Genomic DNA, 18,430 nt, shown 5'->3' on the forward strand with positions numbered 1-18,430 from the left:
TTCTCACCATCATGCATCTCCTCTATACAAGTCTGCTGGGAATAAAGCGCGAACACGGGTTATTTCCTTAGGTATGCTTATGATTTGGAGCCCGAACTGTTCTCCGTAGTGAAGTCTTATTCGGCCATGAATATTATTTAATCCGATTCTTTTCCTTTTCACTTCCACATTACTCGGTTCTGATTTTAAAATATGTTTTATTTTATCCGTTGGAATTCCCTCGCCTTGATCTACGACTTCTATGATGACGATGCCGCCCTCTCTGTACGCATGAATCGTGATAGGGCCTTCGATCCCCCCTCCGTTATAACCATGGAAGATACTATTCTCCACAAGGGGCTGCAGCAGCATTCGAAAAACCGGAAAATCTAGTAACCCTGCTTCGATATTCTCAATCAATTGGAAGTTTCGGTTATAGCGGATGTTCTGGATCTCGATATAGTCCGATACATTTCGCAATTCCTGATGAAGTGATACCTTCTCCGAAGCGTCATCAATCCCGTATTCCAATAATGAAATGAGCGACCCAATCACCACATCTACTTTCTCTATTTGTCCGAGGCGTATAACATTGCTGATCGAACCAAGCGTGTTATACAGAAAATGAGGATTAATTTGAGACTGCAGTACTTGGATTTCCAGCTTTCGCTCAAGTTCATTATGAAGCTCCCCTCGCCGAATCAGTTCTACAATTTGCTGCAGCATACGATCGAAGGCTCGGGAAAGATCACCAAACTCATCGTTTCGGTTAATCGTTATTGTAGTTGTGAGAAAGCCTTGCTCCACCCGCTTCATTTTTGTTTTGAGCGCATAGAGTGGGGTCCTTATATATTTGGCAATAAAAAAGGAAATGAACAAACTTAAGAGAAGACCTCCAGCTAGAAGCTCGAAATAATAGGTTTCCAATCTGGACAAAGCAGCTATCAAGCGTGATTCATCATTGATCGAGATGATGGTCCAGTTGAATCTCTCCATCGGTTTTTTCAGCAGGGTGACCGGAATGCCATCCTTGGTATGCAGTTGAACGCTTGTTTCTGTCGTATCCAGAATTTGTTCCGCTGACGTTTCCCCGATTGAAAAAGTACGATCTTGATTATTCAGTGGTCCTTTATTTTCAGAAAATCCGGCAATGATTTTACCAGATGCGGTGATCATAGCCAGATTCATTTGTTCTTGTTTATTAATCTTAAACAAGGTTTCTTCCATGGCATTTAGATCCAAATCTACCGCAATGGCCATAGGAAACGGAGTGCCGTTCAGATATCGAACCATCGTAACTGTCCAGCCGGAGTACTTAGACTTGTAAGGATCACTGACAAATGTAGTCCTTCTGTTCTTGTCAGCCGCATCAAACAAAGGTTCTCTTTCCGATAAAGGTTCATCGAATATTCGGGTAGGTGTACTTCCGCCTAGAATGGATAAATCGCTTTTGATCAAATAAATATTACTGACGTAATTACTGTTGAGTTCATACAGCTCTCTTAATTGCTTTTTAATCACTTCCGGATTGTCAATATTGGCTTTCACCGATGTTTCGACCGAGAACAGGATCGTCTGGAAGGAAGAGAAATTAACCGTGAAATACTGATCAACCTTGTCAAGTATTTGATTGGTGTAATAAATATCATTAGTTCTTATTTCCTTTTGAACATAGCGATATGACAATTGGCTTATCAAGACGATGCAGCTTAACACAAACGCAAACACGATAAAAAATAATTTTAAAGGCAAGCTGATTCTTCTTCGCATCCATCATCTTCCTTTTAATTCCGTATTAAACTAAGAATAGCATATGACAATAAAGAGAGGGGCTACGAATAGCCACTCTCTTCGTTTATTTTACTTGATGATGCCGGCTTCTTTAAATTGCTTGATTGCTGTTTCCTTATATTTCTGCATGTCAAACTTAGTATCCAACGTTTGGAGGAAATTGTCCCAGTTGGAAAGCGGCTCTTTGCCCGTCATAAATTTGACTAAGCTTTCATTAATGAAACGTGTGCGGTCAGCTGCCAATGTATCGTTCGGGTCTTCAGTCAATAAATTCCCGGGCAAAGTAGGCGCCACGTATTTCTGATTGTTCTTAAAAGCTTCTGTCGTCTTAGGATTCTGGAAGCTGAAGTACTCCGCATCATCACCACGGCGCGGCATTCTATAATGATCGACCCACAGGTACTTTTCTTTCATTTCCTTCGATAATTCGGAGGTTTTATTTTTGATCTTGCCGTCTACCACATCCCAATGAATCCCTTTAATTCCGTATGCAAAATTCGGATAGGCTTCTTTGTCCGTAAAGAGATAATTCAGCATGGACAAGATCCGAATGATTTTGTCCTTATCCGCTTTCGCGGATATGGCCCATGAATTGCCTTGGAACGATTTTCTCTCTACAATTTGATCACCGTAAGGACCTTTCATTGGAGGAATGACGATCCATTCCGGCACTTCTCCACTAATTTCTTTCATTTTCTGCTGATAGTCCGGTTCCAGCCTACGGGCATCTCTTATCATGAAGCCAACTTTACCCTTAAATAACTTTTGGTCCAACAAATCAGGCGTATTCATCGTCACCCAGTCGGGGTCTACCACATTGGCTGCCATCATTTTATGAATGTATGCAAGCGCCTCTTTCATTTTAGGATCGATAAATAGGAATATCGGTTGATTATCTTTCACCTCAATGGCCGAGGGAGGATTGACGCCAAACATCCACATCAAGCTATCGAACCCATAGGTTTGCAGATTGCCTTCTTTATTCATACCGCCGATGAATCCGTACGTATCGTTCTTGCCATTACCGTCCGGGTCTTTCTCTGTAAAGGCTTTCATAACTTCAAAGAGTTCGTCAGGTGTCGTTGGCACTTCCATATTCAGCTTTTTCAGCCAATCATTGCGGATGAAGAAGCTTCGACTAATACCGTTTACATTATCATAACCTGGAACTCCAATCGTTTTTCCTTGGTAGGACATCGCCTCCCAGGAGTCACTACTAAAACGTTTCTGCAATTCAGGAAATTGATCCAGATACGGTGTCAAATCCGCAAGTACGCCTTGGTCATAATATTGCGCGAGATCAGCCCGACTCTTCAAAAAGATCAAATCTGGAATATCCCCGCCTGCAATGAGCGTATTCAGTTTGGTTGTTGATTGCCCAGCTTGAGGAATCATCATATCCAAGTCGATGTCCAATGCTTTTTCTAACTTTTGCCGTTGAATATCTTCTTCGCGTGGAGGTATCGGAGCAGCAGCATTGAAAGTACCTTGGTTAAACATCGTGATTTTCATTTTGTTCGTAGACTTACTAGCCTCGGATTGAGGACTGTTCGAAGCTGTCGGTTTAACTTCTTCTTGGTCCCCACATCCTGACAATAGCGTTCCCAGCCCAACAATAGCAGTCAGAACAAGTAATGAAATCTTTTTACGTTGCATATTGACCTCTCCTTTAGCTTGTATATATATTATCACGGTGTCCCGTAACAACCTAGATAAGAATAGCCTTTTAACCTTTAATCGAGCCTAGGAGCACACCCTTCGTAAAATGCTTCTGCATGAAGGGATAAACGATCAAAATCGGAACCGTCGTCATGACGACAGCGGCCATTTGCACAGCGAACTGGCTAACCGCACCGGAATTGGCCATCGAATCCGCGCTTTGTGTTGCGACGTTAAGCAGAATGTTGCGCAAGACAACTTGAAGCGGCATTAAGCTCGAATCATTTAAGTACACAATCGCATCGAAATAACTGTTCCAATGGCCCACGGCGTAAAATAAGGAAATGGTGGCAAGGACGGGCAAGGAAAGGGGTAAAATGATCCTCCAGAGCGACTGAAGTTCACTTGCGCCGTCTACCCTCGACGATTCCTCGATTTCAGCAGGCAATTGCTCGAAAAAGCCTTTGATGATCACCAGATTAAATGCGCTAATCAGATGCGGAATAATCAATACCCAAGGACTATTTAGAAGTCCCATCGAGCGGACTAACAAATATGTCGGAATTAACCCCCCACTGAACATCATGGTAAACACAATGAATATTAGAAACGGACTGCGTCCCGGCAAATATTTTTTGGATAACGGGTACGCCGCGAGTACCGTAAATAGCACATTTAACGCAGTACCTACAATCGTTCGAAACAACGTAATTTTATACGCCTGCCCTATGCCATGAGAAATGAATACTTCTTTATAGGCTGCAAAGGTAAAGGATTCTGGTAGAATAACAATCCCTCTTCTTAACACTTCTGATTCTGGTGTTACCGAAACAGCAACCACATATAAAAAGGGAAGTAAGCAGAGCAGTGATAGTAGAATAAGAATCGTATAAACGGCTGCTTGCCATACCTTTTCCCCGATCGTCAGCTTAATCATAGCTCATACCACCTCACCAAATTTGCCCATCGAATTTTTTGGCGATCTTATTCGCAGCCAACACTAAAATAAATCCGATGACAGCTTTAAACAACCCCACAGCAGTAGCCAAGCCAATCTTAAGACGCTCCAGCCCTTCACGGTATACCCAAGTGTCGATAATATCGATCTTCTCCTGGTTAAAACTGTTGGCAAACATGAAGATTTGGTCAAAACCAGCGTCCAGGATGTGGCTCAATTTAAGAATCAGCATCAGAATAATGACGCCTCGAATGCCGGGTAATGTGACATGCCAGAGCTGTCTCCATTTGGAAGCGCCATCCATTCTAGCCGCTTCATATAAGCTTGGATCAATCCCTGCTAATGCAGCGAGGTACAGTATCGCTCCCCATCCAATGTCCTTCCATATTTCAGATGAGATGACCAGCAGTCTTCCCCAAGCAGGTTCCGTTAAGAAGGAGATAGGTTGAACACCATTTTCCTTCAAAATCATATTAATAAGGCCATCTCCTGGGGCTAATAATGCCACCATCAATCCATAAACGATAACCCACGACAGAAAATGAGGCAAATAAGTAATCGTTTGTACGATTTTCTTGAACCATTGGGTATAAACTTCATTGAGAAGCAAAGCGAGTACGATGGGAGCGGAGAAACCGAACAATAACTTATACAGCGATATAATAATCGTATTTCTCATGATGTCCCAGAAATAAACGCCGTTAATAAAATCTGTAAAGTTTTTGAATCCCACCCATGGGCTATCCCATAGTCCCAAAGCCAGGTTATAGTTCTTAAAAGCAATAATGATTCCCGCCATAGGAATGTATTTGAATACGGCAAAGTAAACTAATGCCGGGAACAAAAGAATATACATCACTTTATACTTTTGTATCGTTCTTATCCATGAATTCCGCTTTTGGGAGCGGGGAATGGCGTCCGCTGCCAATTTCGCTTGCATATCCTCACCTCTTCTCTATTTATAGTTGTATAATAGCACCCCCCTATTGGATAAATTTCTGTAATTTCAAGAATTTCTTATAAGATATTAAGTAAGTACAGCCTTGGAAAATTCCAATACAATAGGCATGAAAAAACGGACGAGCGTGTCGTCACCGTTACTAGGCGATATCACTTGTCCGTTAATTATGTTTCATATTCACAGCAATCCAGGTAGGTTTGACACGTAACAATCAAGCCTACAGGCAAGATAAAGTCATTGTTCTATCTAACTGCCTGTTACATCAATGAAATCGGCAGCTGATCGTTTGACCAGCTGCCTCTATATCGTAATTCAACTATTGTACCCGTTAGCGTGACCTGACAAGATCTCCCCAAGGCGCATCATCGACTAAATATCGTACATCCGCATATGTTTGCCATGTTTGCCACGTTCCTTCAATCTGACTTGTAACAGGCGGGCCGATTGTAAAAAGGCTTGGCAGCTTCTTTTGTTTGCCTTGACTTATAGATGCAATCAGCATGATCTTTTTAATGCGCGGTCCGATCAATCCGTCGATCATGGCGACCAAGAGCAGCGATAAAAGGACCGATATATTAAGCCACATTTGAGACAACCCCATCTGGGTTATGATCATTAGCCAAACCCCAGTAATAATAAGTATGGCTCCACCAATTTTAGGCAGGATGGCCCCTGTAAATTCGACAATTGAACATTTCTCATCTAGTTCAATAACTTGCTGTTTTTTGTTGCGTAAATCCTCAAATGACGTAATTTGAACATGTAATGAATCAACAATCTTACTTAATGTCCACACAGTTCCACCGGGTTCCTCATTCCATTCAAACTGAGTCTTTGAAACAGGGTATGAGCTGAGTTCAGGAATAAGTGCATTCAGTGCCTTTAACATGTCATCAAGTGCATCGGTAATATAGCTTGTTGCGAAATATACGGTACTAGAGTTCATTTCAATACATCCATTAGCCCAACCAATTCCGGTTAGTTCATTTATTTATTATCCCTTTACACTGCAGTCTCTTCCGTAACTTCCCTTATTTTGAGCTGTTACTAGAGATTCAAACTGCTCAATTCTGCCACTAGGAATTTCAATTCGCTCTTGTTTATAATTTAAGTCTTGATAATTTCCTTGCTGTTTTTTCTGTTTCGATATTCAGCAATACTGCCCGTTAGTTGAGAAAAGGCAACCGATCACAAGAAGCCGGCTGCCTTCAAATGTCTTTATTGAGTTATAGTGTCCCGTTAGCGCAATCAATACCTCCAATTTAACTTACGTTCTGAGATAAATAACCATTACTTATTATCCACATCGTGAAGATATTGATTAAGCTCATTCAAATTATCTGTTCGAAATATTTCTTTTTCTGTATCGAATATAATATACGTGGGTAATTCATGAATATTTAAAGTTTGTAGCTCAACATCATTTGGTGTTCCGTTTTGATAGTAACCAGATATATTTTTGATATTCTTATCAAACACTTGTTGGAATTCACTTTCTTGTTCTTCATTGGTTCCTAATACAGCAAGATAATACTTACCTTCTTCAACAGAATGCATGGACGAAAGGTTTAAAGAAGGTGAAGGTTCGTTGCTTGCTTTACAACCCGATAGAACAATTATTGATAATAAACACAATAAATAAATTTTTTTCATACGGTACACCTCCTAGCCTAATTGGGACTCACACTTAATTCACCCAATATTTAGGACGTTACTATCTAACAAAGGTTGCGTTAAACTGCCCGTTAGCTTAACGCCTCTGATCAATCTGCATCATTTTATTATTGATAATCGTCCTCATTTACATAATACAATATATGTTCTTGTCTTCAATCGGCAACCGATATATGTTCTTGTCATTCGTTTTTGACAAGAACATATATCGTTAAAACAAAAAAAGCCGTTAATACGCGGCTTTTAAGCATACATGTTCTTGTCACCCGACAAATGCCCTTACAGGCCGCTGTCATACATGGCAATGATCTTGTCTTTGTCTTGCACGCTATTAATATCTTTAAAATCAGCGGCAGAAGTAAAGTCTTGTCCGGCCAAGCTGAGAGGCAGGGCAACGGCAGCGGACAGGGTAATGATTTTGGACGGCTTTCTCATAAATATCACCCTTTTGAAATAGTGTGTTTGTCAAACTTGCCATCATTGACGTACCTCCACTCAAAAAGGTTTATCCAAATGAAAATATCCATTTCATCTCCATTTGTTGTGATTCTTCAACCTAACCTAAAAGAGATTGATGGTGCCATAAATAATTGGCCCCATATTCTTACCTAAATTTAAATTAAATTATTCCATGCCCTGTTATGGTTTTGATTTCTAAACATTCTTCAATTCCATACTCGCCATATTCCCGGCCAATTCCTGATTGCTTATACCCACCGAAAGGTGCTTTCATTTCATGAACGGCTCCATTAATTAGGATGGTACCAGCATCAATTTTGGAAGCAAGTTCGTTTGCTTTATCCAAATCTCCGGAGTGTATATAGGCTGCGAGACCGTAAGCTGTATGATTAGCCATCTCAATGGCTTCTTCTTCAGTTTTATAAGTGAGAATCGCTTGAACAGGTCCAAAGATCTCTTCTTTCGCTATGGTCATATCTTCCGTTACATTCGCGAACAGCGTCGGTTTTACGAAATATCCACTTTCCAAACCATCGGGATGACCAAGTCCTCCAGTGACCAATTCGGCACCTTCGTCAAGTCCGATTTGAATATACCGCTGGACATTCTGGTATTGTTTTTCAGTAATAATTGGACCTAGTGTAGTCTCCTCTTGTGAAGGCATGCCCACTTTCACGGCCTCAAGTGCGGCTTTTGCCAACTGCTTGACCTCTTCCAAACGATGCTCTGGAACAAGAAGACGAGAACCGGAAATGCAAGCCTGCCCGTTGTTCGTAAGGGCTTGGCTAACTGCAATCGGAATAGCTTTGGCAAAGTCAGCATCATCCAGTACAACGATCGGGGACTTGCCCCCAAGCTCAAGAGTGACCCGTTTCATCGTATCTACCGCACCCCGTCGTATCTCCTTCCCAACACGAGTTGAACCTGTAAAGTTGATCATGGCGATGTCCTCATTACGGGTTAACTCAGCTCCGACCGTGTTTCCATAACCATTTACTACGTTTATAACACCTTTTGGGAGACCTGCTTGATGGAATGCTTCGACGATCTCATCAGTCTGTATAGCACTTAGTTCACTTGGTTTAATGACAACCGTACATCCGGCAGCAATAGCGGCAGATAATTTAGCTGTAATTTGAGAGTAGCTTGCGTTCCACGGGGTGATAATACCGATGACACCTATTGGCTCCGAAACGATTTTTGCTGAAGCGATATAGCGCGTGAACTCGAATTTCTCCAATGCTTGTTTGGTATCTAGGAAGTTATTAGCTGCAAGCTTTACGCGGCCAACAGCCATTTTTCGGGGTGCGCCATACTCATTGATGTTGGCCTCTACCATGCTGTCTATGTTGGCAAGGATAGCAGCATGTAATCTCTGAAGGATCTCAAGTCGTTCCTGAATGGATGAGAGTCTGAATGTCTTAAATGCTTCTTTCGCAGCGGCAATGGCTTTCTTTGCATCCTCTTCATTGCCAAGGATAACTCTGCCGATGACTTCTTTGCTCGACGGATTAATTAACACTTGCTCATCTGTCCCTAGGGGCTGAACAAAATCTCCGTTTATATAAATTCGATTAATATTTCGCATAATCGTATTCCTCCTGGTTAATTATTTTGACTCCGCAACTCGTGCTACTTGTGGTTGAACTCTTTTGGATACTAGAATCGATACAATTACAGATACTCCTAACAGGATGGAGATAATTAGAAACGTATCTCTTGTAGAAGAAAATCCAAAGAACGACGGCACTGCATTCATGAAGATTGGACAGATGAACTGGAAGGTATAAATACATGCCAACAAGATTGAAATTGCTGTTGTTAACCGCTCTTTAGGTACCAATTGAGCTGTTTTCGTAAAAGATATTGGGAAAAAGAACCCTTGAGCAAATCCTATTAAAAGTACAGCAATTGCAATCATCCATACATTTGTTGCATAACTTTCAACTAAAAATCCTAAACCATAGAGAACGATTCCGAACGTTACAATAAAACGACCGAATATTCGAGTTAACATTGGAAAGGCAAGTCCTGCAAGAAAAATGCTAAACAAGGATATTGCGGAAAAATAACCTACACTTGAAGCTGTACCAACACCAATTTCAGCTAAGTATAAAGACATGCTCGTTGGAATTGTAAAATAAAGTAGTATGTGCAGCCCACTTAATAAAGCAACTAGATAAAAAACAGCAGGAATCTTAGCTGTTGACGTGTTTTTCGTACCTTGAACTTGAACTGGAGGGAATTTCGGGAGAAATAAGACGACAAAGATCAGCAAGATAATTGCATAAGCGTAGCTTAAGAAAACACTTCTCCATCCAAATGAGGCTACAAATCCTCCAATCGATAGAAAAATAGCTCCACCAATTCCATTAATCGCAGTGACCCAACCATTCATTTTAGTCCGCTCATCGCCATGAAAATTCTCAGCTATGAGAGCATTAAATGTTGGAGAAATTATACCTATACTTAATCCAAGAATGGCTCTAAAAACCAATATGACAGGAATGGAGTTCACAATTGATGGTCCAATTCCTCCGATAATGTAAAGCACTAAACCTACAATAAGGATACTTTTTCTTGAAAATTTTTTGGCCAAAGTACTTGCGAAAAGTAACGTCGGCATAATAAATAATGAAGATAAGGTAACTACCCATTGAATGAGCAAGGAACTCGTATCTGGGAAGACGACTTTTAATAAATTGATTGCTGGAGCTGCTAGCATTGGTGCAAATGAGGCCGTAACTGCCAAGAAAAGTAAAGCAATTCTCGCACTTCGTTTCAATGTTACTCTTCCTTTCTCCTTGAAGTATGATTCCTATCCAAGACCTATAAATTTTTGATGTGTCATCCTCCTTCTGAACCTTTGGACTTGAAATGCACTGCCAACATGATTCATTATATACAAAAAACATCTATTTTGTCTATTATTAATATTTTGTATAAAATGTCTCGTTTAGCTTGAACCCATTTTCAGCTATCTATACTTCTTGTTTAATTTTAAGGGAATGATTTCGAAGGTGATAAGCGGTAATTGATCCAGTTATTCGTAACGGTGAGTTTGAAATCAGCGGTCAACAATCACTGTTGACGATTTCAAGTATCTTTATGGATTTAACAAAATGGGCGAATAATGTCTTTTTTATATTCAATGTTTATTGTATGGCTTCTGTCGTATATAATATAAAGAGAGCTTCAAAGGAGGAAGAACCGTGACCAAACCACTCTTGAGTCAGCAAGATAAATCGAAGATAAAATTACTTAAAAAGCTAATCTCCTCTGTCATGAAAGATGGTTTTCAAAATTTAAGGATGGATGATATTGCAAAGCATATGGATGTTAGCAGAGCAACGATGTACAAGCATTTTTCATCAAAAGAAGAAGTGATCGAAGGCGTTGTTGGGGTTTTTGTTGATTATATTAACGAACTTGAAGATCCCCAATTAGAGAATGACGAGAAATCTTTCGGAATCTGGTTTCAACAATTGTTTGAACAATCCATATCACTTGTTGGAAAGATTTCGGATGTGTTTCTAAAAGACCTTCAATCAGCTTATCCGGATTTATATGATTTGTTGAAAGGCACTCTAAATAAGCGCGAACAGCAAACTCTGAAGTTTTACCAATTTGGGAAAGACAAAGGAATTTTCAACCAAATTAATGAAAAATTCATTTTACTTCAAGATGATGTATTGCTTCGTGAGATCATAAATATTAAATATTTACTTTATAATCAAATATCCATTCAACAAGTTTTGCAGGATTATTACCAATTCAAGAAGGTTCAATTATTCAAACCAGAAAAGATGTCCATCATAGATGACTCTAACATACATCCAATCATCGACCACATTGTTGAAAAGTTTAATCGGACATTATGACAGGAGTACTTGTTATTTGATTGAAGTTTAATTATTTTCCGCAAATCATTTCATTTATGTATGTCTAAAAAGAGACTTGATTCAAGGTCTCTTTTTGATTTATAGATTGATATAATATGGATCCATTTCATTTAGAGCTATCCACGTTCAGCGAGTGTTTTATCTATGATAAAAAACAAAGCGCCCCGTAATAATACGGAACGCCATTATCCCTTCATCGCTTCGCCTTATAAACTCATGATACAGCTTCATGAGAGCCCGCTTCTCAATCCGTGACACATAACTCCGTGAGATCCCCAATTCCTTCGCAATCTCTCGCTGCGTGCGCTCCTCACCACCGGCTTCCCGTTTATTGGATATGTATTTCTATTCTACGACTTAGACTTTTTACCTTTCTCGATTGTATTAAACTGCCCGTTAGCTCAATAAAATGAGGATAAAAGATACAATAAAAAACCTGTTTTTTTAATCACTGGTAAATGACTATAAATTGTCTTTTACTGAAGGAGTGTTAAGAAATTTAGTTCCATCATATCTGATGTAAAACCTTATCCACTCCAGCTTAGTGCTATTGAACAGAGCAAGAGTGATCTTTGTGTTCTCCGTTTCCCACTTATAGTCATAAACGACGTTACGATTTTCGATAGCTTTAGCCTGACGGATATATCCGATGTTTCAGATGTGACCCATGTATTATTATTGCTACAACCAGAAAAAACCGTACCAACTAGCAATAGAAACAGCAAAAATTTCTTTTACACAGCGCACCTCATTAACTTGATTAGTAATATGAACATTTCACCATTAATGGTGAGTTTGGACATGTAGCATATATCATCGTGTATTTTCATTCTTGTCAGATATAATTCAATAAAATCTGTGCTCACACGGGGGAATCTTATGATTAAAAAAAGGGCTGTAGTCATCTCGTTCATAATCGGGAGTATCCTTTTATTTGTACTATTAATCCAGATAAATCAAGCCCAGGAATCAACCAAACTTGCTAGATTGCCGAATTATACAGAAATTCGTGGCCAGATCAATATTAAAGAGGGTATCAACTATGATAAGCAGCCATACATGGGGGCAAACGACGCTAAGGTAAAGGTAGTAATGTTTGCAGACTATAAATGTCCTGCCTGTAAGAACTGGGAACTAAATTTCCTAGATCAATTTAAAAGGGATTTTGTCAATACGGGAAAAGTAAAGTTGTACTTTATGAATTTTGCTTTTATTGATCGCGACTCAATTATGGCAGCCAGTGCCGGTGAAGCAGTTGCCAAGCAGAACATGGATCTATTTTGGCAATACCATCGAAAAATCTTTGAACATCAAGGGGATGAAAGCAAAATTTGGGCAACACCTGAGTATTTGCTTCAGTTAGCGGAGGGTATTAAAGGTATTGATATTAAGCAGCTCGAGCAAGATTTAAACGAACGTACATATATGCTTGACGTAAAAGAAGACTTTAAGATCGCCGGTTCACTCGGGGTAAATGGGACTCCTAAATTTATTATAAATGATGTATTGTTACCTACCTCGGATTATAATTACTTGTCTGAAGCAATCGAGTTGGAAATTGCAAAATAATAAACAACAAAAGAAGAGATAGCTGCCCACTAGCAATCTCTTCTTCTTTTTTTGTTATGAAGTTTTCTACATGGATTTTATTTGTTAAGCTTTTTGTTAGTGCTGCTTCCAGTCACCTTTATTTGACCCCTAATGTTAGCAATTAATCGACCACTCTAGCCCACTTTTTGGACAGACCTTAAGCCAAGCATTTGGCAAAACGCTCCGTAATTTGGATGCCTTTCTGCCAATCCGTTCCTCCATCTTCTAACGTCCAGCATGCCTCAAGCACGCCGCGTGCCACGCCCCACATTGCGATTCGCCGAGGGTCCAGGCTGAGGCGATCGGCCATAATCGCAATTCGCCTCCGTAGAACCTGCTCACAGTCTCCGCCTCGATCCTCATAATTAAGTAGATACTGAATAGTATCAAAATGGATGTCACCGATGATGCCTTTGGGGTCAATGACAACCCATTGATCTTCGAATTGACGAAGGATGTTTTCATGATGCAAATCGCCATGTAATAAGAAGCTCTCACTCGTGGTCGAAATGAGATATGCAAGGCATTCTTCCGCATTTTCCACCCAGCTTGCAGGCAGTGGCGCGGCAATGTTCACTTCGGAGAATCGCTCGCGGTATCGTTCAATTGCCACAAAGTGCTGCTTCAAGGATGGGTATTGACTCCCGATTGGTGCAGGAACGTGAAGGCGACTGAATACTTCGCAAAATATCTCCGTCGCACGCGTATCATCCTCAATTGTCGACAGTGGTGTACCAGGGACGGCAGCCTCCAGCAGGGCCACACCCAATATCTCGTCTTGATCTAATACATTGATCGCCCCCCTGCCCTTATAGGCTCGGAGCACACTAACTTCCCTAAAAAGTTCGTCCTTCATGAAGGATGATTTTAGGACTACTTGCTTCCCGTCACTGCGTTTTGCGCGGAGCACGAAGTTATAGGATAAATTAGAAAATGGATCCTCCGGGGTAAAACCGAAGCGGTTTGCACAGTCGGTAATCAATGCAGGCAGTGCCTTCGACCATGCAACGCCCTGCTTACCATGGAGTTCTTTCATTCTTTCAATAAAAGCATCAGGAATGACATTCACGCCGCATTGGCTCCTTTCAGCAAGTAGTCTACATCTTCACTTCTTTCGATATGAGAGATACAAAATCCTGTTTCAGCTCCTGCATTCCCCTACGTAATTGTAGCCACCTTTTCTAGGGAGTAACTCTTCAAAGTCACAAGCTGCAACAGCATTTAAACCGCTTGACCATAGACTCTCAAGAAACAAAGAAATAGACATAATGTATCTTTGAAATTCAACATTTCTATTTGGTTCAACTTCAAAATAATACCTTGAATGTAAAAATCCATCAGGGAAATCTAATCTTTGGATAGCGTCAAAATCATCGTTTTTTATTAAAGATAAATCCAATGTTTCATTCTTAATGTCGCGCCTCGTTTCGTCATTTCCATTAACCAATTTTTTGATTAAATGATACAAATACTCGTATTGCTCATCAGTATCAATAAAGATTTTACAGAAGGTGTCGTTCTCGATCATTGTATTGGCGAATCCTCTTTTATATATTTGATTATTAAATAATTCCATCAACTTCCGGAGTATCCTCCCCGTTAGTACAACGCGGCTGCCGATTCATGCCAGCAGCCGCGTTTATTTAACTATAGTGTCCCGTTAGCGTAATGACCTAGCCTGGTTCGTAGGAAATTTTTAGCCCAACACTAACTCAAAACGAGCGAAAATATCTTCTTCATACCACATCGTGAAATTAGTTCCCCATGTTGTGTTCAATAGTGTAAACGTAAATTTATTGTTGTCTTGATGGTATTTGTTGTTATAACTTAGATTGTTATTTGTTCCGATTCCCAAAAGAGGGGCATCAATAGGTTTAATATTGATTTTTTTATCGCTACCATCGTAAATTAACTCTTCAATCATGTGTTGCAACTTATTTCCGTGACCTACCACTTCAAAAGGTGAAATAACGGTTTCAATTTTACGAATCTTAGTTAAGTACGGCGAATTCAAACGTGGTGTAATGTCAAAAGAATAAATTTCTGGATAACGAATTGCATCTTTATCCTTTAATAAAAGTGCAATTTCAACTTTATCTCCAAATTGATATTTAACCTTTACAACTCTTGGAGCACCATACTCCTCCACAGCTCTTTGGCTATACTTTAAAGTTGCAATAATCGAATCATCTTCCTTAACTAATTTCACAACATGTGGTGTGAAATTTTCATTCAATTGAATACGTTTTTGAATTTCCATTCCTGGCTTTAAGAAGTCAATTGCCCACCAATTATGTTGTAATTCACGCAAATAGTTGTAACGTAGATTATCATAGTCATTTTGCCCAGCAATTGTATAGCTCAGAACCCCGAGTTTGTTGTCCTGATCAAAGTAAAGTGTTCCATCCTTTTCTAAGTGATTAATAGAACCATCGCTAGCAAACATAACTTGATACCCGTTTACCGAAATCAATTCTTCCAAACCACATTCAATACCTTGGTTTTCAAAGATATGATATGGAACTTCGATTAGTTTTTTAATGTTATTTTGATCTTTAGGCTCCAAACAAGCTATTGCACGATCAACGTTCTTGCGTTGTTCTTTCCATGAAGACTCATAAAATTTGTACGAACGATCCGTCCACTCATTATAAGTGAATTGCATTTCGCCAAGAGTTGCCTCTTTCACAATACTATAAGCGTAGGTTAAATCAAGATCGGTAATTTGGTCTGCACGACGTGCTCGCTCAAAGTCTTTCTTTTCATAATTCATATAGTCACTGAAATAGCGTTTGATATCCATTCCCCACGTATGCTCTGGCACTAACATCGCATAGAAATTCGCATCATCATTTTCTATTTTGTTATCACACATGTAATTCGTTAAAATCCGATAATCACGAATGATTTTCGGATCAGACATCAATCCGTGAATCCATGTGTCCCCAATCTCCTCTGTAATCACTGGGAGTTGGTCACGTACTTCCCAAATTTCATTTGCAAACTGATCCATTGAAGTCATTTCTAGCTCATAGTCTGGATACGTATCCGCCATTTTTGACAAGAAAGCGTTAATTTTCTCTTTGGTTCCAGGACCACTATTATCATGCGTATGCATAAACGCCAGCTTGTTATCCATGCAATCAATTCCGATTATGCCACCATAGTCGTCTGAATAAGAGACAATGATCTCACTTTCGCCATTCTTCCATAGAAATGTATCTGGCACTTCTGGAATGGAGCTCGAACCATTTACACCAATGTGTAGGAATTTAATTCCTTGACGATATAACGCATCAACAATCCCGATCGTATGTCCTGGAACGTCAGTCATCTTTGCGCTTGTTGTTTTGTATCCATAACGAGCATCTAACTTTTTGGAGATGGAAGTCATGTAATGTAAAGTTTGAGGTGTCATCGCTTCAGATTCAAACGTACACGGGATAGCATGCCAGCGAATGTAACCTTTCTTGATGGCGTCGTCTAGCTTTTTACAAGCTTCTTCATCCATGGTTTTGAAGTAATATTCTATAAGAAAGCTGCCTGTTGTCCAAACAAAGTCTTTGCCCTCTTTTCGTAAATCTTCAGCTAAAGTGATTGCGTTCTGAATGTACTCATGGCAATACTTGTGTAATACATTTTCCGCCAAATCAGTAAAACCAATGTCAAAATGAGTTTTGTTTACCACATAGATTTTTTTCATTTCTATAATCACGCCTTTCTTAGTCATAATACGTCGTGTAATAATTGCTTTCAGGCTTTTACTCCACTTTTGTTTTTACAAGGTTCGGCCATCTCCGCATATTGTGGGGTATTCTAAGTAATAATAGGTCATTCCATAAGTCTAGTATTTATTTTATAAGGACACATCTTTATAAAATCCTGACATTTTAATGTGTCTACCACCTGTTTCATACGATAAAATCTGATAAAACCAAATCAAACGCGAAAAAGTCATTCATACTCTAATTGAATTGTTTAATTAAACTGTCCGTTAGCTTAATCAGCGCCGAAAAGGAGGATCCGCGCCGTCTCCTTCTTCCGCATCCATCGTACCACGGGTGACTTTATAGATCATTCGGCACGAATACTGTCATTCAATTCGGAGTCCTTCAACGATTGCAAAGTACAGGCGTTTCTGTTCCGCAAGATGTTAGCTTAATCGGTTCGGGATTAACCGATCTGGTGAAGGTAAGCGTTCCTCAATTAACGACTTATTACGTGGAGGATAGCGCGAAGACAAGGATCGTTACGATGTTGATCGACCTCATCAATCACCCAGGTTCGGGAAAAAGAACTTACAACTTTACGGAATTCTCCCGATATGAAGGCGGAACTGCGTCGGCTAGAAAATCGTAAGTCTTATATCCCCTAGTTCGGAGGATCGCGAATACCTTTACAGTTGCCGCGTTGTGAGAAATCGGGGAAACCGACTATGTCGCCTATGAAATCCGGAGATATTGGGTTCCAATGCTCGATATCGGGGCAACCTCGTTCTAGGGAAACGTTCGATCCATCCCAAAGCGGCACCGATAGAAAATAGACAGATGACGTATTATAAATAAGGCCTCCATTCCCACTGCGTTTAAGTGGCAATGGAGGCCTTATACGTCAAGTCAGTTTTGAGATTCTGTACTGCCAGCACTGATTTTCTATACCAAATGAAAAATTCCTGTCATATCATTGATCCACCTGATTACCATGCCCTGTAACATATGTATCTCGGCTGTGCTTTTCTTGTCTTCTCTCTTCGTGCTGTCTCTTTTAGACTATCCTAGTACTATCACATTTACCATTTTTCATTAAACTATCCTGCCCGTTACTTCAATGAATAGAGGGACAGCTACTACAGTAACTGCTCTCTGGGTATTCAACAAATGTAACTCCGTTGGCTCAGTTTCTTAGTAGTGTGATTTTAAGTGACTTCAGCATTAGTATTCCATGTAAAGAACCTGGCACGACCAATTTGAATATTTTCTATTTAAATCCTCAAGAAGCTTTTTCATAATTACTGAATCCCTTGGCAGTACTTTCTTTACATTAGACCAACCAATTATTCATAAAGCTTTAGGCACCAAGAGTCTCTTTTAGGATTGTATGTAGTTCTTTACTTGTCTGAATTACACTTAAATCCATTTCAATTAATGCTGTTCGTTCCTCCATATTAAAACACCTCACTTTGAGTTCACTCAAAAGTCCTCGTTTCCACTATTTAATCCGTTAGCTCAAACCTTTTAGAAGCTATGTTCCATTTCATAAATAGATTGATATCATTGATTTGAATCCACTATTTTCCAGTTATATTCATGATTCACTAAGTACGATTGGTTTAACTATGTGTTTTTCCAACTGTCCTTTTGTTCTTGCAATATACGCAAGTCCTAAAACAGCATTGGCTCTAACAGCAGAGGATTCATGGCCCGCGAGTCGAGCGCAAACGTCTTGGGCAAATTTCCA

At 39.8% G+C, this 18,430-nt stretch carries 15 protein-coding genes and 1 pseudogene; 3 read left to right on the plus strand and 13 right to left on the minus strand.

The genetic code is table 11. The features are described 5' to 3' along the window. Window positions 1-9 precede the first annotated feature (9 nt). From GCU39_RS15135 to GCU39_RS15170, 9 genes are all read right to left on the minus strand, one after another. Window positions 10-1,749: a sensor histidine kinase gene (locus GCU39_RS15135; RefSeq protein WP_152394287.1), complete on the minus strand. Its 1,740-nt coding sequence runs from the start codon at window positions 1,747-1,749 to the stop codon at window positions 10-12. Window positions 1,750-1,839: 90 nt separating this feature from the next. Next, the gene (locus tag GCU39_RS15140; RefSeq protein WP_152394288.1) at window positions 1,840-3,426 is read right to left on the minus strand and encodes an extracellular solute-binding protein; all 1,587 of its coding nucleotides are present in this window, start codon (window positions 3,424-3,426) and stop codon (window positions 1,840-1,842) included. Window positions 3,427-3,496: 70 nt separating this feature from the next. Further along, window positions 3,497-4,366, minus strand: coding sequence for a carbohydrate ABC transporter permease (locus GCU39_RS15145; protein WP_152394289.1), 870 nt, complete (start codon window positions 4,364-4,366; stop codon window positions 3,497-3,499). Between the two features lie 13 nt (window positions 4,367-4,379). After that, complete coding sequence (locus GCU39_RS15150) at window positions 4,380-5,327, minus strand: ABC transporter permease (RefSeq protein WP_152394290.1); 948 nt, start codon at window positions 5,325-5,327, stop codon at window positions 4,380-4,382. Between the two features lie 349 nt (window positions 5,328-5,676). Continuing rightward, window positions 5,677-6,294, minus strand: coding sequence for a hypothetical protein (locus GCU39_RS31540; protein ID WP_193726940.1), 618 nt, complete (start codon window positions 6,292-6,294; stop codon window positions 5,677-5,679). A 344-nt stretch (window positions 6,295-6,638) separates the two neighbouring features. Next, complete coding sequence (locus GCU39_RS15160; protein ID WP_152394291.1) at window positions 6,639-7,001, minus strand: hypothetical protein; 363 nt, start codon at window positions 6,999-7,001, stop codon at window positions 6,639-6,641. Between the two features lie 300 nt (window positions 7,002-7,301). Further along, window positions 7,302-7,466, minus strand: a complete 165-nt coding sequence (locus GCU39_RS31545) for a hypothetical protein (RefSeq protein ID WP_193726941.1) — start codon at window positions 7,464-7,466, stop codon at window positions 7,302-7,304. A gap of 175 nt (window positions 7,467-7,641) precedes the next feature. Beyond that, complete coding sequence (locus GCU39_RS15165) at window positions 7,642-9,069, minus strand: aldehyde dehydrogenase family protein (RefSeq protein ID WP_152394292.1); 1,428 nt, start codon at window positions 9,067-9,069, stop codon at window positions 7,642-7,644. Between the two features lie 21 nt (window positions 9,070-9,090). Then, window positions 9,091-10,266: an MFS transporter gene (locus tag GCU39_RS15170; protein ID WP_152394293.1), complete on the minus strand. Its 1,176-nt coding sequence runs from the start codon at window positions 10,264-10,266 to the stop codon at window positions 9,091-9,093. Window positions 10,267-10,693: 427 nt separating this feature from the next. Between GCU39_RS15170 and GCU39_RS15175 the strand changes: the two genes are divergently transcribed. Then, window positions 10,694-11,362 carry a TetR/AcrR family transcriptional regulator gene (locus tag GCU39_RS15175; RefSeq protein WP_227793588.1) on the plus strand — a complete coding sequence of 223 codons (669 nt, stop codon included), beginning with the start codon at window positions 10,694-10,696 and terminating at the stop codon, window positions 11,360-11,362. Window positions 11,363-11,521: 159 nt separating this feature from the next. Here the strand turns inward: GCU39_RS15175 and GCU39_RS15180 are convergent. Continuing rightward, window positions 11,522-11,707, minus strand: a pseudogene (locus GCU39_RS15180) (sigma factor-like helix-turn-helix DNA-binding protein); the annotation flags it as partial. Between the two features lie 555 nt (window positions 11,708-12,262). Here GCU39_RS15180 and GCU39_RS15185 point away from each other — a divergent pair. Then, window positions 12,263-12,952: a DsbA family protein gene (locus GCU39_RS15185; RefSeq protein ID WP_152394294.1), complete on the plus strand. Its 690-nt coding sequence runs from the start codon at window positions 12,263-12,265 to the stop codon at window positions 12,950-12,952. A gap of 178 nt (window positions 12,953-13,130) precedes the next feature. Here the strand turns inward: GCU39_RS15185 and GCU39_RS15190 are convergent, their stop codons facing one another. The 3 genes from GCU39_RS15190 to GCU39_RS15200 form a co-directional block, all read right to left on the minus strand. Next, entirely contained in the window at window positions 13,131-14,042 is a 912-nt protein-coding gene (locus tag GCU39_RS15190) for an aminoglycoside phosphotransferase family protein (protein WP_152394295.1), read from the minus strand. Window positions 14,043-14,114: 72 nt separating this feature from the next. Then, on the minus strand, window positions 14,115-14,552 hold the full coding sequence (locus tag GCU39_RS15195; RefSeq protein WP_227793589.1) for a 1,4-dihydroxy-6-naphthoate synthase: 438 nt from the start codon (window positions 14,550-14,552) through the stop codon (window positions 14,115-14,117). Window positions 14,553-14,669: 117 nt separating this feature from the next. Beyond that, window positions 14,670-16,703: a DUF5054 domain-containing protein gene (locus GCU39_RS15200; protein WP_152394296.1), complete on the minus strand. Its 2,034-nt coding sequence runs from the start codon at window positions 16,701-16,703 to the stop codon at window positions 14,670-14,672. Between the two features lie 389 nt (window positions 16,704-17,092). Here GCU39_RS15200 and GCU39_RS15205 point away from each other — a divergent pair, with 389 nt between their 5' ends. Next, window positions 17,093-17,332 carry a substrate-binding domain-containing protein gene (locus GCU39_RS15205; protein WP_193726942.1) on the plus strand — a complete coding sequence of 80 codons (240 nt, stop codon included), beginning with the start codon at window positions 17,093-17,095 and terminating at the stop codon, window positions 17,330-17,332. Window positions 17,333-18,430: the final 1,098 nt, after the last annotated feature.

The organism is Paenibacillus guangzhouensis (assembly GCF_009363075.1).
Taxonomy (GTDB): Bacteria; Bacillota; Bacilli; order Paenibacillales; family Paenibacillaceae; genus Paenibacillus_K; species Paenibacillus_K guangzhouensis.

What these genes read in the sequence shown, in the direction of transcription:
- GCU39_RS15135 (WP_152394287.1), bottom strand. Translation starts at nt 1,749, where the DNA reads ATGCGAAGAAGAATCAGCTTGCCTTTAAAATTATTTTTTATCGTGTTT.
- GCU39_RS15140 (WP_152394288.1), bottom strand. Translation starts at nt 3,426, where the DNA reads ATGCAACGTAAAAAGATTTCATTACTTGTTCTGACTGCTATTGTTGGG.
- GCU39_RS15145 (WP_152394289.1), bottom strand. Translation starts at nt 4,366, where the DNA reads ATGATTAAGCTGACGATCGGGGAAAAGGTATGGCAAGCAGCCGTTTAT.
- GCU39_RS15150 (WP_152394290.1), bottom strand. Translation starts at nt 5,327, where the DNA reads ATGCAAGCGAAATTGGCAGCGGACGCCATTCCCCGCTCCCAAAAGCGG.
- GCU39_RS31540 (WP_193726940.1), bottom strand. Translation starts at nt 6,294, where the DNA reads ATGAACTCTAGTACCGTATATTTCGCAACAAGCTATATTACCGATGCA.
- GCU39_RS15160 (WP_152394291.1), bottom strand. Translation starts at nt 7,001, where the DNA reads ATGAAAAAAATTTATTTATTGTGTTTATTATCAATAATTGTTCTATCG.
- GCU39_RS15165 (WP_152394292.1), bottom strand. Translation starts at nt 9,069, where the DNA reads ATGCGAAATATTAATCGAATTTATATAAACGGAGATTTTGTTCAGCCC.
- GCU39_RS15185 (WP_152394294.1), top strand. Translation starts at nt 12,263, where the DNA reads ATGATTAAAAAAAGGGCTGTAGTCATCTCGTTCATAATCGGGAGTATC.
- GCU39_RS15200 (WP_152394296.1), bottom strand. Translation starts at nt 16,703, where the DNA reads ATGACTAAGAAAGGCGTGATTATAGAAATGAAAAAAATCTATGTGGTA.